Consider the following 26,814-nt stretch of genomic DNA (forward strand, 5'->3'; position numbering starts at 1 on the left):
CGGAGGCCCCGGTCTCCAAGATTTCTGCCGCACGCCCAAATGCCGGAGTTTTGTCGAGTTATGCTACCCTTTTGCGCTTTTGATGACCTCAACTTCATCAGGCGATGCCGCAAATCGGGCGAAAATGTAACGAAGAATTCGATACGCCGGGTAGACGTGGGTTTTGACAGCTTGCGAGCTGGGGGTTTGCCGCCTCAACTGGCGCTCTACTCGGCCTCTTCGGAAACTCGTTACATTTTCGCCCGATTCCTGGCACATACCCCCACTTCCATGGTGCGCGGGAAGCGCGGGCGTCACGTGCGAGTGGTTTTGTTCGCTTCTTGCAGCGCGTGCATGTGTAAGTCCGTGCACGTACAATAAGGCGTGTACGTTGCGTGCCAATACTCAAAAAGGAGCCGCCATGATCGACCGCTATACCCGTCCCGAGATGGGCCACATCTTCTCGCTTGAGAACAAGTACGCCATTTGGCAGGAGATTGAGGTCCTTGCCTGCGAGGCGCAGGCCGAACTCGGCAAATGCGGTATTACCAAGGAGGAGGCCGCTTGGATTCGCGAGCACGCCGCTTTTAACAAGGCTGAGGTGGACGAAATCGAGGCCGTCACCAATCATGACGTCATCGCGTTCCTTACCAACATGGGCTCCTATATCGACGCCGATGTGCCCGAGGGCGATCCCAAGCCCAGCCGCTGGGTGCACTACGGCATGACCAGCTCAGACCTGGGAGACACTGCCCTGTGCTATCAGCTTGTTCAGGCCACGGACATCATCATTGAGGACGTACGCAAGCTCGGCGAGATCTGTCGCCGCCGTGCGTTCGAGGAGCGCAATACCCTGTGCGTGGGTCGCACCCATGGCATCCATGCCGAGCCCATGACGTTCGGCATGAAGTTCGGCAGCTGGGCCTGGGAGCTCAAGCGCGATCTCGACCGCCTCATCGACGCGCGTAAGAACGTCGCGTTCGGCGCGATTTCCGGCGCGGTGGGCACGTACAGCTCCATTGACCCGTTTGTCGAGGAATACGTGTGCGAGCACCTCGGTCTCGCCCATGATCCGCTGTCTACGCAGGTTATTTCGCGCGACCATCATGCATATCTCGCCGGCGTGTTGGCCACGACCGCCGCGACCTGCGACCGCATTGCCACCGAGATTCGCAATTTGCAGAAGACCGACACCCTCGAGGCCGAGGAGCCCTTCCGCAAGGGCCAGAAGGGCAGTTCCGCGATGCCCCACAAGCGCAATCCCATCACCCTCGAGAAGGTGTGCGGCCTGTCGCGCGTGGTGAAGGCGAATGCCCAGGTTGCGTTTGACAATGTGGCCCTGTGGCACGAGCGCGACATCTCGCATTCCTCCGCCGAGCGCGTGGCGCAGGCCGACAGCTTCATCGCGCTCGACCACATGCTCACCTGCCTCATTCGCATCGTCGACGGCCTGATTCTGTATCCGGCACGCATGCAGGCGAACCTCGACCTTACGCGCGGCCTCATCTTCTCTTCCAAGGTGCTGCTCGCCTTGGTGGACACGGGCATTACGCGTGAGGACGCCTACAAGATCGTCCAGCGCAATTCCATGGCCGTGTGGGACGATGTTCACGCGGCCGTCGATGGCCCGACGCTGCGTGAGCGCCTCGAGGCCGATCCGGAGTGCACGGTGCCTGCCGAAAAGCTTGACGAGATTTTCGATCCGTGGGACTTCCTCACCCGCATTGACACGGTCTTTACGCGTCTGGAGCAGCTGAGCTTCTAGTGTGTAAGGGAATGGCTCGTTTTGCATACAGACGAGGGAATTAGGGGTGCCACCGGCGTGAAACAGCCGGTGGCACCCTTTGTCATACGGGCAATGTTTTGCCTCATGCTCAAGTGCTGGAAAATGTACAATAAAAGCACCCGGCGACGCGATCGCCCCGATGGCGTCGTTGACGAACGAGAAGTCGGACCCCAAGAGAAACGAGGTGGGTATGAGTATCGGAACAAAGAAATGTACAACCGCTATCCTCGTGTTGGCCACGGCGCTATCTACGGCTACCTTTTTGCCGTCCGTGGCGTATGCGCATGAGGAGCCCGTCCCTGCAGTTCGGACGACTGAGCAGCAGGCAGCCATATTCTCTCTTGATGAGGATGTTTCCGAGCGCGCCGGAGGGGTGGTTGCGAGCATTGACGGCGTCGAGTACCCGACGCTCAACGAGGCACTTGCGGCTGCTAAAGACGGCCAAACGGTCAAGGTGCTGGCAAACACGACCATGACCACGGGTCGCGTGGAAGGCGTCTCCATCACGCTGGACCTTAACGGCTGCGCCGTCCAGGTGGACAACCGCGCGTTCAATGTAATCTCCGGCGGCAGGCTCACGCTCGATGACACCGTAGGCGGCGGTCTGCTCAAGGTCAACAAGGTCGGCAGCACGCTTTCGCTGGGTATTGTGACCGGGTCCAAAGGCTCGGTGGTCATGAAGGGCGGCACGCTCGAGGTTCCCGAGTACGGCATCTACACCACCAAGGACGATACGGATGCGTGCGTCTTTCTACAGGGCGGCACCATCAAGGCGGACTACGGCATCTGCGCTCTTGGAAACGGAACCGAGCACAGCGCGAAGGTCGAGATCTCCGGCGGAGAAATCCAGGCGGGAATATTCGGATTTAGCACCAACGGCTCCGAAGGTATCGGTGGCGTTGATTTCGTCATGACGGGCGGTACCATCACGTCCACCGCAGAGGATGCCCCCGCGCTCTACCTGCCTGCCTTCTATAGCACGGCCACCATTACCGGCGGCACCATTACCGGAGGTACGGGTATCGAAATTCGTGCGGGCGAGCTTACCGTGTCGGGAAACGCCCAGATTTCAGGCATCGGCCCGCTGGAGTCCAGCCCCAACGGTAGCGGCAGCACGTCGTCCGGAGCGGGTATCGCGATTGCTCAGCACGCCACGAAGCAACCCATCAACGTTACGATCTCAGGCAACGCGAAGATTTCCGGAACCTACGCCTTGCATGAGAGCAATCCGCAAAAGAACGATCCCGAAGCGATCGAGCAGGTCAAGATTGCCGTCACGGGTGGCGCACTCGAGACCAACGCACCCGATGCATCGCAGGCGATTTATAGCGAAGACTGCACTGGATTCGTAAAGGGCGGTACGTCCAACACCGAGCTTCCCGGTGCTGTTTTGGCCGACGACAGCGCCATGCTGGTGAACGAAGAGGGATCCGTTTCTGTAGTGAGCGAGGCCGACGCCGTCGCAGGCGCGGGTGCGTTCGTCGAGAAGGACGGCAAGAAGGTCTACTACACAACGCCTGCCGCTGCGGAAAACGCCAACCCTGGTGCGACCGAGGACATCAAGGTCTACGCTGTTGAGGTGAACGGTCAGAAGTTCGCCACGCTTGAAGAGGGCATCGCGGCTGCCAAAAATGGCGGCACGGTCACCCTTCTGAGCGATTTGGGCGCTGATCAGGTCTCTGCTGGCAAAGACAAGTACATCAACATCACCGAGGCCGGTACCAAGGCGACCATCGACTTGGCGGGTCATACCATCACGCTCGACAGCGCTGATACCATATCGGTGTCTGCGTCCAATGTGACTCTTGCGGTAAAAAACGGCACAATCGTCAACACCAACAAGGACAGCTACGGCCTGTATACCTACGCCACCAATGACAACATCACCGTGACGCTGGAAGACCTTACGCTTCAAACGGTTGACCAGGCCATTGGCGTTCAGGGACTCAATTCCAACCAGAACGTGACGCTCAAGAACTGCAATATCACGTGCGAGACCACCGCAGTGTACTGGCCGCCGAAGTCCGGCACGCTGACTATCGAGGACACCTCCATTGAGGCCAAGAGCGGCGTCACCATTAAGGGTGGCTCGGTTGTCGCGGAGGGCGATACCCATATTAAGGCTACCGGCGAGAAGAAAAACCCCGAGGACTACTACGACGGCAGTCCCTCTGGCAATCTGATTTCGACCGGTGCAGCCATCTACGTGGAAAGCGGCTATAACGATCGCGACATCTCTCTGGATATCCAGGGCGGCACCTTCGAGAGCGAAAAGGGCGCGACCGTCTTGTACTTCGTCAAGGAAGGCGAAAGCACTACGGTCAGCCGTGATATTGCCATCTCCGGCGGCACGTTCGCGGGCGAGCCTCCCGCTGCCGAATTCATCGTCCCCGGCTCCGGACTGCAGCTCGACAAGGACGGCAACCTGGTTGCCGTGAGTGCGCAACTGGTTCCGAACGCCGATAAGGTCGTCGACGGCGTGTATGTCTACGATGTGGCATCGGGTAAGGAAATCACCGAAGCCGACCTTCTAGCTTTGATGGGCATGAACGTAGATGTCGAGAAGAGCGGTTACCTTATCAAGGTGGATACTGTTAACCTTGCGGCCCTGAATAAGGCCATCGCGGCAGCCGAAACTTCGGCAGAATTCTCCTTTGAGTTCAGTGCTGAAAAAGAGGCGGATGCATCATTGGCCTCCTCTGGGGTCGTGCCCTTCACGCTCAAGGTCAGGCTGGTTGATTCGGGTGTCGCTCCCGAGCCCGTTGACAAAGTCACGGTTACTTTCGAAACCGGTACGGGTTCCTCTTTTACCCAAGAGGTTGAGCCGGGCTCCAAGCTTACCCGCCCCGCCGACCCCACGTACAAAGGGTGGAAGTTCGTTGGCTGGTTTAAGGCCAAGGCTTCCGACGGGTCGGTGTCTGGCGAGTGGAACTTCGACAAAGACGTCGTAACTGCGGACACGACGCTTTACGGAGGTTGGGTGAAGGCCAGCTCCACCACCAATGCGCAAAAGCCTCAAAACGGGCTTCCCCAGACGGGCGATACGAGCGCCATCGGCATGGTCGCCCTAGGTGTCGCCGGCGTTGCCGCCGTTGTTGCAGGCGTCGTCGTCGCTAAGCGTCGTAAGTCCGAGTAGCCCATAGACCGCACGAGACACACGTGCTTCAGACGGGTCGCTGTCCTATGGCAGCGGCCCGTTTCTGCTATCCGCCGCCGCGCGTTTTGGGTATCATATCCAGCAGACTATAGGAGGAACCATGCACATCGCGCTCGATAAGCTCTAGCTACGCCTGCATTTTTGCTTGGACGTTGTCCGGCATAACTCATCCCACACGTCGATCAAACTATCGGCGCCCCCGTTATTTCCACGCGTATACAAGGAGCCATCATGCGCGACAAGCTTGAGAAAATCATCATCGCCTTCGAAGAGCTCGAGAAGAAGCTCTCCGACCCGGCCGTTGCCAGCGACATTAAGGAATTCACGCGCCTCAACAAGGAGTATGCGCACCAGACCGACTTGGTGAAGGCAGCTCGCGAGTACCTTGGTGCCCTCGATGACATCGAGGTGGCCAAGGAGATGCTGCACGATGCCAGCGATGCCGACGAGAAGGAGATGCTCCAGATGGAGATTTCCGAGAACGAGGCCAAGCTTCCTCAGCTCGAGGAAGACATCAAGATCATGCTCATTCCGGGTGATCCGATGGACGAGAAGGACACCATTGTCGAGATTCGCTCCGCTGCGGGCGGCGACGAGGCTGCCATCTTTGCGGGCGACCTGTTCAAGATGTACCAGCGCTTCATCGAGTCCAAAAAGTGGAAGATGACGGTCCTCGACTCCAGCCCATCCGAGGCGGGTGGCTTCAAGTCCATCGAGTTCAAGGTCGAGGGTGACAAGGTCTACTCCGTCATGAAGTATGAGTCGGGCGTGCATCGCGTCCAGCGTGTCCCCAAGACGGAGTCACAGGGCCGTATTCAGACGTCCACCGCGACCGTTGCCGTGTTGCCCGAGGCCGATGAGATTGACATCCAGATCAACCAGTCCGACCTGCGCATCGACACGTACTGTGCCTCCGGTCCTGGCGGCCAGTGCGTCAACACCACCTATTCGGCGGTTCGCATCACCCACCTGCCCACGAACACCGTGGTCCAGTCCCAGGAGCAGCGCTCTCAAATCCAGAACCGCGAGGTCTGCATGCAGATGCTCCGCGCTCGTCTGTACGAGATGGAGCTCGAGAAGCAGCAGGCTGAGCTTGGTGCCGAGCGCTCCGCGCAGATCGGCCACGGCAACCGTTCGGAGAAGATCCGCACGTACAACTTGCCGCAGGACCGTGTGACCGACCATCGTATCGGCTATAACTCCACGTACAACGGTGTATTGCTGGGTGACCAGCTCGCTGGCGTCATCGACGCGCTCGCCGCTGCCGACCGTGCAGCAAAGTTGGCCGAGGCCGTATAAGCCATCACGTCACAACCATATAGCGTGTGTGAGGGCGGTTTGTTTGCAAGCCGCCCTTGTTTGATGTGTGCATGGTCTTGCCGGAAGTTCTCTGCCTTACGAACGACTTTGGCCGGGATATGCTGTAATTTGCTATTTCCGAAAGGTGGGTGACGGCCGTGCCGTAGAATCGCGGATGAGCAATACATGAGGACGGGGGCCGAGATGCCAAACGAGACCTGGACCATCAAGCGGTGTCTGGATTGGACGCGCGACTACCTGAGAGATAAGGGCGACGAGCGTCCGCGCCTGTCTGCCGAGTGGCTTCTTTCCGGGGTTACGGGGCTCTCACGGACAGAGATCTACATGAGCTTCGACAAGCCCATGTCGCCTGAGGAGCTTGCTCGCATGCATAGCGCCGTGGTACGCAGGGCCAAGGGTGAACCGCTGCAGTACATCATTGGGGAGACGGATTTTCGAACCATCACCGTTGCGTGTGTCCCCGGCGTCCTCATTCCGCGTCCCGAAACGGAGCTTTTGGTTGAGGAAACCCTCAAGTACATCGATGCCGACGTTTTGGGTGCTGCTGCAAGCAGGCCGCGCAGCCGTGTTGAGCTGCCATGGAACGCCGAGATTCAGGCGGCGCGCGAAGCGGAGTTGGCAACGGCGGCAGCCCAGAGCGAGGATCGCCTTGTCGAGCGCGAGCTCACGGAGGAGGACATTGCGGCGCTTGAGGAGGATGCCGAGCTTGAGGCCGGAGATTCTGGTGATTCTGGCGATGAGGTAGGCCTGCAAACCGCCGTCCCTCGGGATGGGGAGGGCGTATTGGGCTCTGCGAGCGCAAACGGTGTGAACACGTCGGATGACGATGATTCTGCATCGCAGGTGGCTCGTGTGCTGGAAGTCGGCTGCGGAACCGGGTGCATCTCGCTTTCCATCGCCGCCGAGCGCCCGGAGCATACGTGCTGTGTTGCGATTGACATAGAGCCGCGCGCTGTCGACCTTTCCATCCGCAACCGTGACGCGTTGGGCATTGCGCCCGATGTTGTGGATGTGCGCTTGGGTAACCTCGTCTCGCCCCTCAATCGTGAGACTGAGTGGGGGACGTTCGATGTGTTGGTGTCGAATCCCCCCTACATTCCAACATCGGTGATGGGTAACCTTCCGCACGAGGTGGCGGATTATGAGCCGGCTCTGGCTCTCGATGGCGGGGAAGATGGTCTGGACATCTTCAGGCGTCTGGTGAATGCCGCCCCCCACATGCTCAAGCCAGGTGGACTTCTTGCATGCGAGCTCTATGAGGGACACCTCGACCAGGCAGCCTCCCTGTGCCGCGCCGCCGGCATGCGTGAGGTCCGTGTCGTCAACGATCTTACCAATCGCCCCCGCATCATCCTCGCTCGCGTGTAGGCCAGCACCTCGCGGTGACGCGCGGAGAGAATCAAGTGTCTGCATCAGTAGTGATTGCAAATAATAACGTTTGACGTTATTAACGAAGGGCGTTACTATGATTCTATCGTATCGAGACAAAGATACCGAGAGGCTGGCGAAGGGCCTTCGCGTGCTCAGATTTGCTCCGTTCGAGAGAATCGCTCTGCGAAAGCTGAGGCAGCTAGACATTGCCGGCAGCCTTAATGATCTTCGAGTTCCTCCCGGTAACCATCTTGAGGCTTTGACGGGGAAGCGCTCTGGTCAATGCAGCATAAGGGTGAATGACCAGTACAGGGTTTGCTTTACCTGGACCCCGTCAGGGCCAAAAGACGTTGAAATCGTCGACTACCATCATTGAGGGGAGACGAAATGGCGCGCGACTTGGCACCTGTTACACCGGGGGAGCTTCTAAAAGAGGAGTTTCTCGAGCCTTTGGGGATATCGCAGTATCGACTGGCCAAGGCGACGGGCATTCCGGCTCAAAGGATCGGGCAGATTGTCTTGGGGCGTCGTCGTATCACGGCCGATACCGATTTGCGCCTTTGCCGGTACTTTGGCTTAACGGACGGATACTGGCTCAGGGCGCAAGTCGCATACGATGTCGAAGAGGCGCGAACAGCCCTTGAGGCTGACCTGCAGGACATCCAGCCGTTGGATCAGGTGGCAATAGGCTAATAGACGCAGCAAAAGAAGTAGCAGCTGGAGGGATGTATGTTCAACTTTACCGAGGCAATCGACAGGACAGGCAAGGACGCCATCGCATACGACGCGCAGGCGGCGATACGTGGGGGTTCGCTGGGTCCTACTGATGTAGAGGTCGCAGAGGGATTCGACATCATTCCCATGTGGGTTGCCGATATGAGTTTTGCGACCGCCCCTTCGGTCACCCGCGCCCTGCATGAACGCGTCGACCATCCGTGCTTTGGTTACTTTGACCCTTCGCCCGCCTATTATGATGCGATTATCCGTTGGCACGAACTTCGGAACGGCGTGACTGGCATGCGCCCGGAGCACATCGCATACGAAAACGGCGTGCTGGGTGGCGTCGCTTCTACGCTTTCAGTTCTGTGCTCGCGCGGTGACAGCGTGCTTGTTCACGCACCGACCTATGTAGGTTTTACCAAGACCCTGAGGAACGCGGGGTACGACCTCGTGTCGAGTGCGCTCATCCGCGACGATCAGGGCGTGTGGCGCATGGATTACGATGACATGGAGCGCAAAATCATCGATCATAGGATTCACGCGACGATTTTCTGCTCCCCGCACAATCCCACGGGTCGTGTATGGGAGAGATGGGAGATTGAGCGCGCGATGGAGCTGTTCCGCGCGCACGATGTGTATGTGATCGCAGACGAGATTTGGTCGGACATTCTGTTGGACGGACATGTTTACACGCCAACGCAGAGCGTGAGCGTGGATGCCCGTAACAGGACAATCGCTCTGTACGCTCCCAGCAAGACCTTCAATCTTGCGGGCCTGATTGGCAGTTATCGCGTGGTGTACAACGCGTGGCTACGCGACCGCCTCGACAAGGAGGAGAGCCTGTCGCACTACAACAGCCAAAACGTGCTTTCCATGCATGGGTTGATAGGTGCGTATTGCGAGGAAGGGATGGCGTGGACCGACGAGCTCAACGTGGTGCTGAGCGAGAACGCCAGCGTCGCTTGCGAGTTCTTTGGACGCATTCCCGGCGTGAGCTTCTCCCGTCCCCAGGGCACCTACATGCTGTTCCTCGATTGCGCGCAATGGTGCGAGGAACATGATATGACCATCGACGATCTCCAGCGTTCCGGGGTGCGTGTGGGCGTACTGTGGCAGGATGGAAGGGCGTTTGGAGGCGAGGCGACCATCAGGTTGAACTTGGCGCTGTCCACTGAGCGTTTGAGAGAAGCGCTCGGCAGACTGAAAGAGTACGTGTTCGTTGCGAAGAGGTAAAACCAGCGAGAGAGGGCGATGATGGTCGAGGTGTACCGCGTTACAGCAGGGGGAGCGCGCGAAGGCGTGCCCGCGCCCGATGGAGAGCCACTCGGGGTCGCCGCCGGGGCAATGAGTTCAGGCGCCCTCGCGTTGGTGCCCACCGAGACGGTGTATGGCGTTGGCGTTGCGGTTCGGGCTTACGCCGCGTGTGGGGAAATGCCGCCGTCTGCCACGGGGTACGGACGCATCTTTACGCTTAAGCACCGCGATACCGCCCAGACGGTTCCCTGGCTCGTGTCGGGGGCAGAGGCGCTTGATGAGTACGGAGTTGATGTGCCGCAGGCGATTCGCGACCTTGCCGCGGCATTCTGGCCCGGCGCCCTCACCCTTGTTGTGCCTGCGGGGCCGCGAGTCCCAGCCTTCATGCGCGCATCTGACGGCACGGTTGCATTGCGCGCGTCGGCGTCGCCGGTGGTGCAGGAGCTGATTCGCCTCTGTGACTCTCCACTCGCCATGACATCTGCCAACACGCATGGCAAGCCCGCACCAACTTCGTTCGTCGAAGTAGAGCCACGCATTTTGAGCGGGGTGGATGTTGCCGTCGATGCGGGGGAGACCCCGTGCAGGGATGCGTCGACCATCGTGGCCGTACAGGGCGGAGAGGTGACGATCCTTCGCCAGGGAGCACTTGCCGCAAAAGACATATACGAGGCTCTGGCGTAGCTCCCGCTGCGGCCGATGGTCGACAACCCACTCGAGTGGTAGTTAAAAAAAGAGACCAATGTATACCGTTTGAGCAGGGGAAATACCATTCAGCCCCCAATTACTCACCGTTCATGTGAGTTGAATGGCGAGTCCGATGTGAGCCATGTGAAAATCCTTCCTTGAATGTCGCTATCTGTAGGTGGGTCCTGCCGCGAGGCGGAGCCCCTTAGGCGAAGGGGGATATGAATGAAGGCACGTCTGACTCATGGACGAACGAGGAGCCAGCTTGTCTGCGCGCTCGCCGCAGGTGCCCTTATCGCAACTGCACCGCTTGCTCAAGCTTGGGCCGAAATCGCACCCGACGTTCGGTCGCAGTCGTCGACGCAGATGAGCTCAGAACCAGAGCTCATCTATACCAACACCGTGAGCGATCCGTCCACGCGCGTTCAGAACTTCAATGAGAATTGGAAGTTCTACCTTGGCGATGCAAGTGGCGCCGAGGGCGAGCAATTCGACGACTCCGCATGGAAGAACGTCGATCTTCCGCATGATTACAGCATCGATCAGGAATACACCACCGCCGGTGAGGCCGAGAGTGGCTACAAGCTGGGTGGTATCGGCTGGTACCGCAAGAGCTTTACGGTGGACGAAGCCCTCAAGGGCAAGACGGTCCGTATCGATTTCGATGGCGTGTACATGGACTCTACGGTGTGGATCAACGGTCACCAGCTTGGCAACCACCCCTATGGTTACTCGCCGTTCTCGTACGACATCACCGAGTACCTTAAGTTCGGTGAATCCAACACGATCACCGTAAAGGTGAACCATCAGACGCCGTCGAGCCGTTGGTATTCCGGATCGGGTATCGGTCGCGATGTCGATCTCGTGATCACCGATCCCGTGCACGTCGATCGCGATGGTGTAGTCGTGACCACTCCAGAGCTTTCCGACTCCAACAAAACCCAGGTGAAGACTCATCTCAAGACCGTCGTCACCAACAAAGGGAACAAAGACGCCTCCGTCAAGGTCGTGCAGACGGTGATCCCCCGTGGTGGCACTCCTGAGCAGGCAATTGCCCGCGTTGAGAGCGCTGCCACCAACATCGCTGCGGGTGCAAGCGCAACGGTCGAGCAGGATGCCATCACCACGACTGCCCCCGAGCTCTGGACCCTGGATGATCCTAACCTGTATACCGTTCGCACCGAGATCAAGCAGGAAGATCGTGTCGTCGACTCGTATGACGTTGACTTCGGGTACCGCTTCTTCAACTTCGACGCCAATACGGGGTTTTCCCTCAATGGTGAGGGCATGAAGCTCAAGGGCGTTTGCATGCACCATGACCAGGGCTCACTCGGCTCCGTGGACACACACGACGCCCTCGAGCGCCAGGTCAAACTCCTCAAGAACATGGGGTGCAACTCCATCCGCGCCACCCATAACCCGCATTCTCGCGAGCTCGCCGAGATCTGCAATGAGCAGGGTATGCTGCTGGTCCTCGAGATGTTCGACGGCTGGACTTCCGCGAAGAACGATAACCGCAACGACTATTCCCGCTTCTTCAATCAGGCGATGGGCGAAAGCGAGCTCATCGGCGGCGAGGCCTCAAAAACGTGGGCCCAGTTCGATCTCGAGCAATCCATGAAGCGCGATATCAACGCCCCGTCCGTCATCATGTGGTCCCTTGGCAACGAGATGACCGAGGGAACGGGCGGCATTGCGAATTTCCAGCAGGTGCAGAAGAACCTCATCACGTGGGCGCAGGCAGTTGACACCACACGCCCCATCACCACGGGCGATAACAAGTTCAAAGGCGGCGAGCAGGCGACCGAGCTCAACCCGGCCGGCATCGCCGATGCTGGCGGCATCGTGGGCTTCAACTATATGGACGGCAACCGGTACAAGGATGTTCACCAAAAGCACCCCACGTGGAAGCTCTACGGATCCGAGACCGCTTCTGCCACCAACAGCCGCGGCGTGTATACCACCAAGGACAGCAACAGGCTCAATGCCGACAAGCTGCTGACGTCGTACGACAAGTCAGCTGTGTCGTGGGGCCACACCGCCTCCAAGGCGTGGTTCGACATCATCACCAACGATTTCATGGCCGGCGAGTACGTGTGGACCGGTTTTGATTATCTGGGAGAGCCCACGCCCTCAAACGGCACCGTCCCCGGCGCGCAGGGCACATGGCCCTCGCCGAAGAACTCCTACTTTGGCATCATCGATACCGCCGGCCTGCCCAAAGACTCGTATTACTTCTACCAGAGCCAGTGGAACGACAACGTCAGCACCCTCCACATCCTGCCCGCGTGGAATGAGAACGCGGTCATGACGGCGGGCAATGACAAGCAGGTCGAGGTCGTCGTCTACACCGACGCGGCCGAAGTCGAGCTGTTCTTCACGCCGGCGGATGGTGGTGAGGCGCGCAGCCTTGGTAAGAAGAAACTGAGCAAGGTCACGTCCGAGGGTGGAAAGTACACCTACCGCGTCTATAAGGGCGAGGACGGTACCGAGGCCCCGACTCATGAGGACCTGTACCTCACCTGGAACGTTCCCTATGCCGATGGCACCATTTCCGCTAAGGCGTACAACGACGAGGGTCAGGAGGTTTCCACCGAGAATTGGGCCGGGCGCAAGAGTGTGAAGACGGCCGGCGCGGCTGCCAAATTGACGGTTGACGTGGACCGTACCGCCATGAAGGCCAACGGCACCGACCTCGCGTATCTCACCGTGAGCGTTGAGGATGAGAACGGCGTCATCGTTCCCACGGCCAAGAACCAGGTTACCTTCTCGGTTGAGGGCGAGGGCGAGCTCGCCGGCATTGACAACGGAGTCCAGGCTGATCACCAGTCGTTCCGCGACGACAATCGCGCTGCCCATGCCGGTCAGCTCGTCGGCATCGTGCGCGCTGCAAAGAATGCGGGCACGGTTACGGTGACGGTGAGCGCCGATGGTCTCACGCCTGCAACGGTCGAGATTCCGGTTGAAAAGGTTGCCGACCAGCCGTCCGAGCAGAAGCAAGTCGATGCCCTGGTCTATTCCCGGTACCACTATGTGAAGATGGGTGCGTCCGTTACGCTTCCCTCCCAGGTCGAGGTTCGTTACACGGATGGCTCAAGTTCGCAGGAAGAGGTCAGCTGGAACGCGATCGACGAGGAGAAGCTTACTCAGCCTGGTTCGTTCACCGTTAAGGGCACCGTTGCCAACACCGAGATCAGCGCCATCGTCACGATCGTCGACGAGGTCGTTGCACTGCGCAATTACTCGACCACCATTCCGGTTAAGGGCGAGCCCGTGCTTCCTGCCTCCCGTCCGGCCATCATGCCCGACGGTACGATCATGAACGCAAGCTTCCCTGTCACATGGGATGAGCCGGAGGCTGGGCGTTTCGCAGAGCCCGGTGAGGTCGTAATCGAAGGTCACGCGAGCGTGTTCGGCAAGGACATGCCGGTCACTGCGACCGTCCGCGTTCAGAAGGGCAACATCACCCTGGGCACCAACATCGCCCCCGACGCGATGACGCTCACCCAGGATATTCCCGAGGATAAGACGTCCGACACCCTTGAGGCGATTCGCAACGGGTCGACCACCATGGACGCCAACACGGGCGGTGGCAGGAACCAGAGCTGCTGGTCGAATTGGCAGTGGGCTCAGGACGGTCACCGGGAATCGAAGCTGACCTTTAACTATGCAACTCAGCAGCCGCTCGGTCAGATCAAGGTGTACTTTGGCAGGGATGGGGGCTCCGGCAGGTATCCCGATGCGAATACCGTCACGTTCGAGGTGTCCGAGGACGGTAGCGAGGGATCGTGGAAGAAGGTCGAGGCTCGCGAGACGATTGCCGAGACCGACGCAAGCACCAATGTCAGGCTCTACACCTATGACTTTGAACCGGTCACGGCCGTGTTCGTTCGCATGAACATTGTGAACTCGACCGCAACCGACACGGGCAGCAACAAGCCCTGCACTATGATTACCGAGGTCGAACTTATCAAGGCGACCACTTCCTACCCGGTGGGAGCCGAAGCCGCGCTCAAGAGCCTCAACGTGAACGGTAAAGATCTGTCGGCGAGTGCTCTTGCCTCGGGCAGCTATGATACGCGCGCCATTGTGGCCGAAGTCGCCGCTGCTGGCAAAGACAATGCCGCGGTCACCATCCTTCCCGCCTATGAGAACCAAATCAAGATCCTGCTCGAGTCCGAGGACCACGCCAAGACCGGTGAGTTTGTCATCAACCTTGGCTCCGACACGGTCTCGCCGGACCTTGGGGCCGATGATGATGCGCGCGACTACCCCGTTGGGGACATGACGCCCACGGCATCGAACGAGCAGGGGCAAAGCGGCAAGGAAGGCCCGGTCAAGTTCGCCTTTGATGGCGATCACGACTCCATCTACCATTCTTTGTGGAGCGGCACTCCGCAAGATGAGCTCTATGTTGACATGACGCTCGAGGAGCCGACGAGTATTGAAGCCCTGAGGTATCTGCCCCGTCAGCAGGGACCCAATGGTCTCATCGAGGAGTACTCCATCTGGTATCGCAACGGTGCTGATGAAGAGTGGGTTAAGTGCGCCGAGGGAACGTGGGATACGAACGATCGCTCGTGGCAGATCGCCCAGTTCGACGAACCGGTAACGGCCAGCCAGTTCCGTTTCAAGGCCGAGAAGTCCCTGACCGACAAAGCCGATAAAAGCACGACCTTCATGTCCGCCGCTGAGATTCGTCTGCGCAAGACCGCCGAGACGGTTGATCTCAACACGCTGCAGACCGACCTTCCGAGCGTCGTTAAGGTCAATCGCGTTGACGCGGATCATCCGGTGCTCGCCGACCAGTTTGATGAGCGTATCGTCGATGGCGAGCGGGTGCTCGTCTATGGTGTGGACTACCTACTCACGTTCCAAAACAACACTGCTGTTGGCACCGCCAAGGTGCTTATCGAGGGCATTGGTGACTACTCCGGCACAATTGAGCATGACTTCACCATCGAACTCAACGGCCGTACGCTTACGGGCATTGCGGTGGAGACGCAGCCCGCCAAGCGTATCTACACCGTGGGTGAGGCGTTCGACCCGGCCGGCATGGAGCTTGAGCTTTCTTACAGCAACGGTGACATTGAACACGTCGCATACGGCGAGGACACCAAGGCCGACTTCACCTTTGATCCCGCGCTCGGGACCGCCTTCGATGAGGAGGGCACGGTCGACATCAAGGTCACCTATGGCGAGCGCGACGCCGTTCTGTCTGTCACGGTGAACAAGGCCTCCCAGCCCGATCACGGCCCCGATCCCGATCCCGTGCCCCCGATCGATCCCGATACGGATCCCAACCCGCCGGTGAGCCCCGGTGGTGGCAATACCGGTTCTGGCGCGGGTGACTCCGGCGCGAACAAGCCGGGCACGACGCTGCCGGGAACCGGCGATGCATCGATGCTGTCGATTGTCGTCCTCGGTGGTCTTGGGTTGGCAGCGGCGATTGCCGGCGTCAAGCGGCGCGACGAACCCCCTCGCGGGTAAACGTGGATTATCCCACTAGGTTGGTACTCAATAGTAAATACCAGCGGAAACAATAATCCACATAAAAGAGATAGGCTGAACCGTTCAACGTTCGATAAGGTGCCGCTCGCCAAATCGCGAACGGGGAGGGGCAGCCTCCTACGGGAAGATTGATGCGTTATGTACAAAGGGATGGCTCTGTCTCGAGCGAGCGGAGTGCCCGTTGAACGAGATGGGGAAATGGATGGCGAGAGGAATACGATGGAAGATTGCGAAGGCTATCGCCTGCGCGTGTGCAGTCGTGGGCCTGAGCGTATCGCCCGCAATCGCCCATGCGGCTGAAGGGGATTACCAGATCTACCCGACGCCGCACACGGTGACATATGCAAACGGCGAGGTTCCACTCAGCGACACCATCACCACGGTTGTCGAGGGTGGTATCGATGCGGACACCGTAACGCGCATGAACGAGGCGCTCGACCTCAAAGGGCTCAAGGCCGCTCAGGGCGCTTCGGTTCCCACAGGCGGCAGTGAAACGTCGCTGCTTGTGGGTATTAAGGGCTCCAAGGGCGCGGTCGACAGTCATGTCGAGAAGCTCGTAAAGGAGGGTAAGCTCTCCTATACGGACGGTCTGTTCGACAAGACCGATAGCTACATGCTGGCATCGCTGCCGGCAAGCAGCACGGGTTCCAACCAGATCATCGTGCTGGGCAAGGATACGGACGCCGCATACTACGGCCTTACGACGCTGTATCAAATCCTCCAGCAGGTAGAAGGCAAGACGCTTCGCGCCTTTACTGCCTCGGATTACGCGGACGTGACCACGCGCGGCTTTATCGAGGGCTACTACGGAAACCCGTGGAGCACCGAGGATCGCGTGAGCCTGATGGAGTGGGGTGGCTACTATAAGCTCAATGCCTACTTCTACGCGCCCAAGGATGATCCCAAACACAACGCCAAGTGGCGCGAACTATACACCGAAGACGAGCTGCGCGACAAGATCGAGCCCCTTGCCAAGGCGGGCAACGAGTCCAAGTGTCGCTTTGTCTTCGCGCTGCATCCGTTCATGAGCAACCCGATCACGCCTGCGAACTACGACGAGTCCGTGAAGGTCCTCAAGCAAAAGTTCACCCAGGTCATGGATCACGGGGTTCGCCAGATCGCGATCCTGGCGGACGATGCGGGTAACCAGGGCAAGGATCTGTACATCAAGCTCTGCAAAGAGATGACCGACTGGCTGCATGAGCAGCAGAAGGCCAAGAATGCGGACGGTGCGGTCAAGTATCCCGGCCTTAAGGACACGCTCATCTTCTGCCCGGTGAACTACATGGGTAATGGTGAGGATTGGTACAGCCAGCTTCCCGAGAACGTCCAGGTCATCAATACCGGTGGACGTGTGTGGGGCAAGATCGACAACAGCTTCGCCTCGACGTTCCAGAAGAACTCCGGCGTGGCTCCCTTCATGTGGATCAACTGGCCCTGCTCCGATAACGACAAGGACGCCCTGCATATGGGTGGCCACAACAACTTCCTGGGTTCCGACCTTAAGCCGGGCCAGGTCAAGGGCGTTGTCATCAACCCCATGCAGCAGTCCGAGCCTTCCAAGCAGGGCATTTTCATGAACGCGGACTTCACCTGGAACCTCTGGGAGTCCGAGGCCCATGCCGATGATACCTGGGAGAATTCCTTTAGCTACATCGATCACAATTCGCCGATTCCCACCGAGGGATCTAACGCGCTGCATGACCTCTCTGTGCATATGAAGCGCATGTACGGTGGTGGCGCCACGTGGGAGAACGGCGAGTCCGCGGATATCAAGGACGAGCTCAACGACTTCGTTGCCAAGCTCACCGCCGACACGGTGACTGTCGAGGATTGCGACAAGATGATCGCCGTCTTCGAGGAGATCCAAAAGGATGCCAAGACGTTCCGCGAGCAGGCGGGCACTTCGGCGATGCTGGAGCAGATGATGCCTTGGATCGACACATTCGACGGCATCACCCGTGCCGCCATCACCGAGCTGAATGCCGTCAAGGCTTCCATCGGCGGTAGCGCCAACGAGCTCATCACGCTGTTCGCCGAGGGCACCTCAGCGCTTGAAGCTGCGAACAACAATCAGCTGTGGTACATCGACCACTACGAGAAGGCTCGTGTGGGCAAGGCGTACATCACGCCCACGGTCAACGCACTGAATGATTATGTGGCCGAGAAGGCGACGCTCGCCGCCGACCCGGACGCGGTGGTAACCAAGCTGGTGACCAACAGAACCGACACGCCCGAGGGCAGCAAAGATGCCGTCTTTGACGGTGATCCCGCCACGGGTGCCGAGTATCGTTCTCCGAACAAGGTATCCAAGGACGATTACTTTGGCATGACGCAGACCAAGCCGTTCGACCTCGATACCGTGACGTTTGTTCAGGGCACCGGCAAGAACTTCTTCGACTGCAGCAAGGTCCAGTATCTCAAGGATGGCGCATGGCAAGACGTACCGAATGCTCAGGAATACACCACGAGCACCGTCACGGTGACCGATCTTGGCCTCAAGCAGGTCGACGGCGTACGCCTGGTTGCCGTTCGTGACAACAAGCTCGATTCTTGGCCCACCATCAATGAGATCATGGTGAACCAGAAGATCGAGACGAGCGGCACGTTCACCGGCACGGTGACGCTCGCCAACCAGGAAACGGCGGACACGTCCAAGCCGTTGCAGAACGCCTCCGACGGCAAGGACACCGAGGCGTGGCTCACGCACAAGGCCGCCGAGCCGGACAAAGACGACAGTACCGTCAAGGACGCGGCCGTCATCGTTACGTTCGATACGCCCAAGACCATCGATGCCATCGTGTTCCAGCAGGGCGCGAGCCAGGCGGGCGATGTCATCGACGAGGGCGCGGCGTACTATCAGGACACCAATGGTACCTGGCAGCCGGCCGGTGCCATCACGAGCGAGACGAATCAGATCGTCAAGCTGAGTGCCCCGGTTGAGGCCAAGGCCATCAAGGTCGTCAACAACAAGGACAAGAAGATCTGGTGGCGCGTGGCCGAACTGCACGCGACCTGTGGCATGTCCGCGGCTACGCAGGCCATTTCCACCAACATGCCCGTGTATTCCACAAATAGCATCGATCGTGCCATCGACGGTAATGATTCGACGCAGTTCTGGAGCAGCCGCGCCACGGCTGTAAATGACTGGGTGATGCTGAACTTCGGCGAGCGCAGGTTCATCGACTCGGTCCGCATGCTCCAGGGCACCAAGGATTGCTTCACGTCCTCCAAGCTTTACTACACCACTGATGAGCAGCCCAAGCAGGGCGGCAATTGGACCGAGATCGCCACGCTCGGCAGCGCGGCCGACCAGACAGCCACCTTCAACCGCGTTGAGGCCACCGGCATCAAGGTCGTTGCCACCGCGGCTACGGCGAATTGGTTCCAGCTCTTTGAGCTCCAGGCGTTCGAAAAGTTCTCCTACACCAAGGACAACTTCTACGCCTCGTTCGACCTTGCAGATGTCCAGCTCACCGCTCGTGTGGGTGACGGCACGTTCAAGACGACCGACGGCGCGGTGACCCTCCCCACGAAGGGCGATGTGTTCGCGCTCGACCTCGGTTCCATCCGCCGCGACATCAAGGTTGCCAACCTGGACCAGCAGACGCTCTCCAGCGCCGAGGCTGTGTATTCCCAGAACGGTCTTGAGTGGATTCCTGTCGAGGGCTCCAACGTGGAGCGCGCCCGCTATGTGGGCTTCCGCGCCACGGGCGACAATGCGACCGTGACCATCAAGGGTCTTGAGGGTTCCTATCTCAACTCCCTCACCCCCACGTTGGTAAAGAGCGATCTTCCCGGCAATCAAACGCTGGATGCCTCCAAGATCTTCGACGGCGATGTGACCACGGCCACCAAGTCCTCCGGCGCTCCTGCCAAGGGCAGCACCGTCGTGTTCGATTTGGGTCAGACCCGTACGATTAACTCGTTCGAGTACTTCGTGCCCGAGGCCAGCCTCGATTTCATCCGCAATGCGGTCGTTGAGGTCGCCGATGCGCCCGACGCCGCGGACGCGGATTGGAAGCTCGTCCTCGACATCAACAGCGATGGAAAGATCGCCGACCCCGGAACACAGTCGACGGCCAAGGAAGCCGGCTGGCTCACGCACTCCAGCGAGACCCCCGGAAACATGTTCATCGAAGCGAAGGACCTCGACCTGAGCGGTCGTTACCTGCGCATCCGCTTTACCGGGGCCTATCCGAATCGCTGGGTCGAGATCGGTGAGCTGCGCATCAACAAGGGGGCATACGTTTCCACCTATGCCGGTGGCGACTTTGAGTCCACAGTGATGGAGCAGCAGGGCAAGACCCCGCAGAACCTCATCGACAAGAACCTGCTTACCGCATGGACACCGCAAGGATCCGAGGCCGGTTCGCTCACGTACCATGTGTCCGCTCCGCTCAAGGCCGATGGCACGCCGCTCCAAGGCGTCCGCATCGTCTCCCATGGCAAGCCGAGCAATGTGACGGTGAAGGCGGTCCTCTACACCGACGATACGTACAGCACGACCACGACGGTCGAGCTGGGTGTCGACAACAAGGTGCTCAAGGAGTTCAGCTTCGGAAAGCTCAAGAACAACGGTCGCGCGCTCGCGGAGTACACCGCGGTGAAGGACCTCGTGTTCGAGTGGGCTGAGGGCACGACGCCCCAGATTTCCGAGATCTACCTGCTGGGTGCGCTTTCCGGCGTGGATTCCGACCTCATCGCCGAGCTACAGGAGACGGTCGATGCCGCGGGCCAGCAGGACACGAGCGCCTGGACCACCGACTCCATCAATGCGCTGAATGCCGCCGTCGAGCAGGCGAAGGATGCGATTGCGCACCCCGAGAGCTTGACTGCCGACCAAGTTGAGGACCTCAAGGCCGCTATCGAGACCGCGCTGAACAGCCCGGTCCTCAAGTACACGGGCACGGAGCTCTCCGAGCTTGTGGACGGAGCGATCACGGATGGTTCGCCGTACACGGATGAGACCTGGCAGGCATATGGCGAGGCACTCGCCGCGGCCAAGGCTGGGCTCGAGAAGGGCAACAACCTTTCCCAGGCCGAGGCTGAGCAGCTGGTGAATGCACTCAAGGCCGCTCGTGATGGGCTGAAGCTCAAGGGCGATTCCGGCAACGGTGATAACGGTGGCAACAACAACGGCAACGGCACTGGTGACGGTACCAGCACCGGTTCTCCCCAGACCAAGCCGAATGGCGGCCTGCCGGCTACGGGCGATTCCTCACTGATCCCCGTCATCGCGCTGGGAGCCCTTGGCGCCATCGTGGTCATTGCCGGCGTCGTCGTGGTTGTTCGCCGCAGAGGAGGGAAGTAGGCCCACGCCTTTCACCCACCAAATGTGTGCATTGACCGACTGATTGCCCCGTCTATCGGATGGGCCGCAGGCGCCATGGTGGTGACTCCGTGCCCGTGAAACAATGCTAATGGCATGTATTGTGCCCGGTGCTCCAATCAGGGGCGCCGGGCACTCTCATAGAAAGGCCATCCAATGGCGCTCTCGCTCAAAGACCTCGGGAAGATTGACCGCACGTATACGCCCTTGGGCGGCCGTTACATCATGGCGCTCGACTCGGGGACCACATCGGTGCGCGCAATCATCGTCGACGAGTACGACTGCGTGGTTGCCCAGGCGTCGCGCCACATCAAGACCATGTATCCGCGCTCTGGATGGGTCGAGCAAGACCCTATGGAGATCCTCGCCTCTCAGATTGCCGTCATGATGGAGGTGCAGTTCAAAAGCGGCATCCACTCGGATCGCATCGCGGCAATCGGTATTACCAACCAGCGGGAGACCACGGTGGTGTGGGATCGCGACTCTGGTCAACCCATCCACAACGCCATCGTGTGGCAATGCCGCCGTACCGCCGGCATCACCGACGCCCTCATCGCCGAGGGTATGTCGGACACCATTCGGAGCAAGACGGGACTCATGCCCGATCCGTACTTCTCGGGTACCAAGATCAAGTGGATCCTCGACAACGTCGATGGCGCCCGCGCCGCTGCCGATGCGGGAGAGCTGATGTTCGGAACCATCGACACGTGGCTCATCTACAACCTCACGGGAGGCGCGGTTCACGCCACCGACTACACCAACGCCAGTCGCACCATGCTGTTCAACATCCACACGCTCGAATGGGACGATGAACTCCTCAAGATGCTGGACGTTCCGCGCTCTATGCTTCCCGAGGTGCGCTGGAGTTCAGATGGTTACGGGAGCGTATCGAACGAGATTATGACCTACGGGCCATCGATCACGGGCGTGGCGGGTGACCAACAGGCGTCGCTGTTCGGCCATTGCTGTTTTGAGCCCGGTTGCACCAAGAACACCTACGGCACCGGATGTTTCATGCTCATGAACACCGGCGAGGCGTGCGTTGCCTCCGAACATGGTTTGGTCTCGACCATCGGCATCGCCCATGACGGCAAGATCTCCTACGCCCTCGAAGGGTCCATCTTCCACGCTGGCACGACGGTGCAATGGCTGCGCGATAAACTCGGCTTGATTTCCAGCACCAAGGAGGCGTCCGACCTGTGCCGTCATCTTGACGACAACGGCGGTTGTTATCTGGTTCCGGCATTCAGCGGCTTGGGAGCTCCATGGTGGGATCCTGATGCCCGCGGCCTAATTTGCGGTTTGACGGGCGCGAGCGACCGCGCCACGCTCGTGCGTGCCGCGTGCGAGTCGATGGCGTACCAGAGCTTTGACGTACTGCGCTCCATGGAGCGCGATGCGGGCGTGAAGATAGAGACACTTTCGGTGGACGGGGGAGCTTCGCGCAACGACTTTATCATGCAATTCCAGGCCGACCTTCTGGGCATACCCGTGGTGCAAACGGAGAACGTCGAGACCACGGCGCTCGGTGCGGCATATCTCGCCGGCCTTGCGGTGGGATATTGGGAAGACCTCGACGAATTGGAGCAAAATCGCGTGCCCGGCAAGAGGTTCGACCCATTCGCGTCAGAAGAGGTCGTGGCGCGCAACCTTTCCGGATGGCACGATGCGGTCGCGCGTGCCCGTTCACGTTAAGGACGCACGCGCCCTTCGAACCTGCTAGAGTGAAACCGTTGCATTCAACAGTTGAAAGGACGTGCACGATGCGTGTCGCCATTGCCTCCGATCATGGTGGATTTGAACAAAAAGAAGCCCTGGCGAGCTACTTGACCGAGGAGCTGGGTTGCGAGCTCGCCGATATGGGCCCCGACTCCGATGCTTCCGTTGATTATCCCGACTATGCCGTGAAGGTCGCGCAGGCGGTCTCGGCCGGCGAGGCGGATCGCGGCGTGCTGGTGTGTGGCACCGGCATCGGCATGGCGCTTGCCGCCGATAAAGTAGCCGGCGTTCGCGCCTCGTCCATCACGTCGGTTCCATTCGCTGAGCTGTTCCGCCAGCACAACAACGGCAACGTTGTGTGCCTGTCGGGCCGTTTCGTCGATGTCGAGGTCAACAAGGAGATTGTCAAGACGTTCCTCGAGACGGAATTCGAAGGCGGTCGTCATGAGGCCCGCGTGGCCAAGGTCATGGCGCTTGACTAGATAGTAGGGAGGACGATATGTCCGTATCATTTGACAGCAGCCGCGTCACGCTGGTTGACCATCCGCTCGTCCAGCACAAGCTGACAATCATGCGCGACGAGCGCACCGGTTCGAAACAGTTCCGCGAGCTCGTTAAGGAGCTCGCCCTGTTTGAGGGCTATGAGGCCACGAGAGATTTCCCGCTCGAAGATGCTCCCGTAAAGACGCCGATTTGCGCCACCACGGGCAAGCAGATCGCTGGGCGCAAGGTTGCCATTGTTCCGATCCTGCGTGCCGGATTGGGCATGGTGGACGGCCTACTTGAGCTCATCCCCGCTGCCCGCGTTGGTCATGTGGGCATGTACCGCGACGAAGTGACGCACGAGCCGCACGAGTACTACGCTAAGCTTCCCGCCGACGCCGAGCAGCGTACGTGCTTGGTGGTCGATCCCATGCTCGCCACGGGCGGCTCCGCCACGGCGGCGATTGACTACCTGCGCGGTCAAGGCGTGAAGGACGTGCGTCTGCTCGTGTTGGTTGCCGCTCCCGAGGGTATCAAGACGGTGCTCGACCACGATCCCGATGTTCGCCTGTACACGTGTTCCATCGACGAGGGCCTTAACGACGCGGCATACATCGTTCCCGGCCTCGGCGATGCCGGAGACCGCATCTTCGGCACTCTGTAGGGTCTCGCGCGCGCCATTGGGGCACGTTTCGGTTCGGTAACGCGGTGCGTTTTGAGGGCGCACCGCGTTTTTGTTTGGGTTAAAATAAACAACAAACGCCCCAATATGTTCTCAAATTTAATGAACGAATGTCGTATTGTGAACAAATGTCCATAAACATCATCCGGTTGTACGATTTTACTTGCGCGGGGATTATTGAGCGATATACTGCGAAGCACTGGTATTCGCAAGGTCGTGCGTTGCCGCATCAAACTGCATGTATGTGCAGGTTTGGAACTTGTGGCACGCGCATTCCACGTGAATGTCCCGCAGCGGAAGGGTAGCCGATGCTTGCAGTTGGGATGGGCTTAGGGGTCGCAACGTTCGCCCCCTTATTCGCGGTCGTGCTTTTGGCGCGGTCGGGGCGCCTTAAACCAACGGTAGGCAGGGGGATGGCCGCACTGGGTGTCTCCTTTGCTTTTGCCATGGCGGCATTTGCCTTGGTTTGGATGTCCGTTCCGCAGGACTTGCCGGTGGTCGCGGTCGGGTTCCTCATGGGGTTCCTGGTCATGTGGGCGGTACTTGCCGCCAAAACGATGAGTCACTGACTCTAGGAGGGTTAGCGCATGGAAGCGTTTGAGAAGCTGCCGGGCGAGATCAACCACCTCGTGTCGAGCTTCAGCTCGATACCCGTCGTGGGCGACTTGATGCACGGCGTGACCCAGTATTCATTCTGGCTCATCGTGTCTTCGATCGTCTTACTTGTCATTATGTTCGCGTTCGCCAAGCGCGTCGCCGTAGTTCCGCACGGCAGGTTTGCCAACGCGATCGAATTTGTGATCGAGTACCTTGAGAACGACGTGGGAATCGGCATCTTGGGCAAGGAGTCCTGGCGTCGTCACCTGCCGTTCTTGGGAACGTTGTTCATGTTCATCGTGGTCAACAACATCATCGGCATCATTCCCGGTATGAAGCCGGGTACGGGCACGATTTCCACCACCGCGGCCCTCGCACTCGTCGCGTTCGTGTACTTCGTTTGGGTGGGCATGAAGAACCACGGCGTGTGGGGCTACATCAAAAGCCTCGCGCCCAAGGGGGTCATGTTCCCGCTCAACATACTTATTTGGGTGATCGAGGTCATCTCCACGCTGCTGCGACCCATCACGCTGGCGGTTCGTCTGTTCTGCAATATGTTCGCAGGCCATATCGTTCTGGGCTCCTTTGCGCTTATGGTTTCGCTGTTCGCGGAGCCGCTCATTGCCGAGTTCAGCGCCGCCAACGCCCTTGACGCTCTGCCGTCCCTTGCGTTCGCGGCAATCCTATTTGTGATTTACGCCATCGAGATCTTCGTCGGCGTGATTCAGGCATACGTGTTCACCGTTCTCACCGCCGTGTACATCCAGGGCGCAGAGGCCGAAGGGCACTAGCCATACGTGTAGGGGTACCCTGCGTGCGGTTCGAGCCGTGCGCTTGAGATAGGTATCGTGATCAAGGTGCGCCACGAAGGCGCGCGATCTCAAGGAGGAATTGTGGGAGTTATCGGTTACGGTCTTGGTGTTATCGGTGCAGGCCTCGCTATCGGCCTCGCTGCATATGGCGTTGCGAGCGCCATGGCGCGTCAGCCTGAGGTTCAGGACCGCGTGTTCACCGTCTTCATCATGGGCTCGGCTTTCGCCGAGGCTCTGGCCCTGATCGGCTTCGTCGTCGCACTGGTTGTCAAATAGGCCGGGTCCTCGCAAGAGTACCGGGCGATACGTCCCGAGGGGGAAGTCATGAAAAACGTTGAACGCGCAGGTGTCGCGCTTGGGGCCTTCGCCTCGGTGCTTCTCACGCCCACCTTGGCTTTTGCCGAGGGAACCGAGTCCGGTGGCGCGGATATCCTGATCCCCAAGATGGCGGAGTTCGTTCCCGCGCTCCTCATCTTCCTGATCATCTGGTTCCTCTTGGCCAAGTTCGTGTGGCCCAAGGTCATCTCCGTTCTCGATGCCCGCGAGCACAAGATCGAGGACAGCATCGAGGAAGCCGACGCCACCAAGGCTGAGGCTGCCGAGATTCGCGACGAGGCGGACGCCATTGTCGCCGAGGCGCGCCGCAAGGCGTCCGAGATCGTCCTTGAGGCCCGCGGTGACGCAGAGAAGGAGCGCGCTCGCATCGTCGCCGCCGCTCACGCGGAGGCCGAGGACATCATCGCCAAGGCGCACGATCGCGCTGATGACGAGATGAAGCGCTCCCTTGCGTCCGCCACCGACACCATCGCCAAGGTCTCTGTCGCCGTGGCAGGCAAGATCGTGGGCGACACACTCGCCAGCGATGAAGCCAAGCAGCGTGAGCTCATCAAGAAGTACCTTGCGGAAGTGGGTACCATCAATGGTCGATAAGGATATCAGCGAGCGTTTCGAAAAGCGCAAGCTCGAGACGTACGCCCGCACGCTGCTCGAGGCGGCTAAGAACGAGGATCGAGTCTACGAGAACCTCGCCCCCCTCAAGGCTGAGGCAGATGCGAGCCCCGAGGTCCTTTCCGTCCTGTCTCAGATGGCCGTCAATGGCGACTTGGACAAGTTGGCCGACGTCCTCGATCTCTACAGTGAGATGGCCGATGGCGACCAGCAGACGGTCGGCGTGACCGTCACCACGGCGGTGCCGCTCGACAACGAGTTGCGCGCGCTGATCACGCAGAAGTGCGAGCTTGACCTGGGCTGCAACGTGTTTTTGATCGAGCGCGTCGACCCGTCCATCATCGGTGGCTTGATCATCTCCGCGCAGGGGCGTCGTCGTGACGCGTCGGTGCGTCACCAGCTTGAGCAGGCCCGAAAGGTCATGACTCAGTCAGTTAAGAATTCGGAGGTATAGCC

At 59.5% G+C, this 26,814-nt stretch carries 18 protein-coding genes; all 18 read left to right on the forward strand.

The genetic code is table 11. From position 1 onward, the window contains the following. The first annotated feature begins 400 nt into the window (after nt 1-400). The 18 genes from purB (at nt 401) to DWV48_RS08680 (ending at nt 26,812) form a co-directional block, all read left to right on the forward strand. Nucleotides 401-1,744, forward strand: a complete 1,344-nt coding sequence (purB, locus tag DWV48_RS08595) for an adenylosuccinate lyase (protein ID WP_118654386.1) — start codon at nt 401-403, stop codon at nt 1,742-1,744. A 211-nt stretch (nt 1,745-1,955) separates the two neighbouring features. Further along, complete coding sequence (locus DWV48_RS08600) at nt 1,956-4,901, forward strand: InlB B-repeat-containing protein (RefSeq protein ID WP_158574859.1); 2,946 nt, start codon at nt 1,956-1,958, stop codon at nt 4,899-4,901. A 252-nt stretch (nt 4,902-5,153) separates the two neighbouring features. Further along, the gene (gene prfA, locus DWV48_RS08605) at nt 5,154-6,221 is read left to right on the forward strand and encodes a peptide chain release factor 1 (RefSeq protein ID WP_118654388.1); all 1,068 of its coding nucleotides are present in this window, start codon (nt 5,154-5,156) and stop codon (nt 6,219-6,221) included. A gap of 204 nt (nt 6,222-6,425) precedes the next feature. Further along, on the forward strand, nt 6,426-7,610 hold the full coding sequence (locus DWV48_RS08610) for a HemK/PrmC family methyltransferase (protein ID WP_118654389.1): 1,185 nt from the start codon (nt 6,426-6,428) through the stop codon (nt 7,608-7,610). A 97-nt stretch (nt 7,611-7,707) separates the two neighbouring features. Further along, nucleotides 7,708-7,989 carry a type II toxin-antitoxin system RelE/ParE family toxin gene (locus DWV48_RS08615; protein WP_118654390.1) on the forward strand — a complete coding sequence of 94 codons (282 nt, stop codon included), beginning with the start codon at nt 7,708-7,710 and terminating at the stop codon, nt 7,987-7,989. Between the two features lie 23 nt (nt 7,990-8,012). Next, entirely contained in the window at nt 8,013-8,306 is a 294-nt protein-coding gene (locus tag DWV48_RS08620) for a HigA family addiction module antitoxin (RefSeq protein ID WP_233546249.1), read from the forward strand. 36 nt (nt 8,307-8,342) lie between these two features. Then, on the forward strand, nt 8,343-9,566 hold the full coding sequence (locus DWV48_RS08625) for a MalY/PatB family protein (RefSeq protein WP_118654392.1): 1,224 nt from the start codon (nt 8,343-8,345) through the stop codon (nt 9,564-9,566). 18 nt (nt 9,567-9,584) lie between these two features. After that, entirely contained in the window at nt 9,585-10,271 is a 687-nt protein-coding gene (locus DWV48_RS08630) for an L-threonylcarbamoyladenylate synthase (RefSeq protein ID WP_369834852.1), read from the forward strand. A 228-nt stretch (nt 10,272-10,499) separates the two neighbouring features. Beyond that, entirely contained in the window at nt 10,500-15,764 is a 5,265-nt protein-coding gene (locus tag DWV48_RS08635; protein ID WP_158574860.1) for a sugar-binding domain-containing protein, read from the forward strand. A gap of 223 nt (nt 15,765-15,987) precedes the next feature. Continuing rightward, on the forward strand, nt 15,988-21,099 hold the full coding sequence (locus DWV48_RS08640; protein ID WP_158574861.1) for a beta-N-acetylglucosaminidase domain-containing protein: 5,112 nt from the start codon (nt 15,988-15,990) through the stop codon (nt 21,097-21,099). Nucleotides 21,100-21,273: 174 nt separating this feature from the next. Further along, a complete protein-coding gene (gene glpK, locus DWV48_RS08645; RefSeq protein WP_118654394.1) occupies nt 21,274-22,812 on the forward strand; it encodes a glycerol kinase GlpK in 1,539 nt (512 codons plus the stop codon). Nucleotides 22,813-22,880: 68 nt separating this feature from the next. Then, nucleotides 22,881-23,318, forward strand: a complete 438-nt coding sequence (rpiB, locus tag DWV48_RS08650) for a ribose 5-phosphate isomerase B (protein ID WP_118654395.1) — start codon at nt 22,881-22,883, stop codon at nt 23,316-23,318. Between the two features lie 17 nt (nt 23,319-23,335). After that, nucleotides 23,336-23,983 carry a uracil phosphoribosyltransferase gene (gene upp, locus DWV48_RS08655; RefSeq protein WP_118654396.1) on the forward strand — a complete coding sequence of 216 codons (648 nt, stop codon included), beginning with the start codon at nt 23,336-23,338 and terminating at the stop codon, nt 23,981-23,983. 431 nt (nt 23,984-24,414) lie between these two features. Beyond that, nucleotides 24,415-24,570, forward strand: a complete 156-nt coding sequence (locus DWV48_RS09425) for a hypothetical protein (protein WP_233546250.1) — start codon at nt 24,415-24,417, stop codon at nt 24,568-24,570. A gap of 18 nt (nt 24,571-24,588) precedes the next feature. Then, nucleotides 24,589-25,389 (forward strand): F0F1 ATP synthase subunit A, encoded by an 801-nt coding sequence (atpB, locus tag DWV48_RS08665; RefSeq protein WP_118654398.1) that lies wholly within the window; start codon nt 24,589-24,591, stop codon nt 25,387-25,389. Between the two features lie 102 nt (nt 25,390-25,491). Next, nucleotides 25,492-25,686: an ATP synthase F0 subunit C gene (locus DWV48_RS08670; RefSeq protein WP_118654399.1), complete on the forward strand. Its 195-nt coding sequence runs from the start codon at nt 25,492-25,494 to the stop codon at nt 25,684-25,686. Nucleotides 25,687-25,734: 48 nt separating this feature from the next. Beyond that, nucleotides 25,735-26,340 (forward strand): F0F1 ATP synthase subunit B, encoded by a 606-nt coding sequence (gene atpF / locus DWV48_RS08675; RefSeq protein ID WP_118654400.1) that lies wholly within the window; start codon nt 25,735-25,737, stop codon nt 26,338-26,340. Then, the gene (locus DWV48_RS08680) at nt 26,330-26,812 is read left to right on the forward strand and encodes a F0F1 ATP synthase subunit delta (RefSeq protein ID WP_118654401.1); all 483 of its coding nucleotides are present in this window, start codon (nt 26,330-26,332) and stop codon (nt 26,810-26,812) included. Before atpF ends, DWV48_RS08680 begins: the two co-directional genes overlap by 11 nt. Nucleotides 26,813-26,814: the final 2 nt, after the last annotated feature.

Source organism: Collinsella sp. AF08-23 (assembly GCF_003479805.1).
Lineage (GTDB): Bacteria > Actinomycetota > Coriobacteriia > Coriobacteriales > Coriobacteriaceae > Collinsella.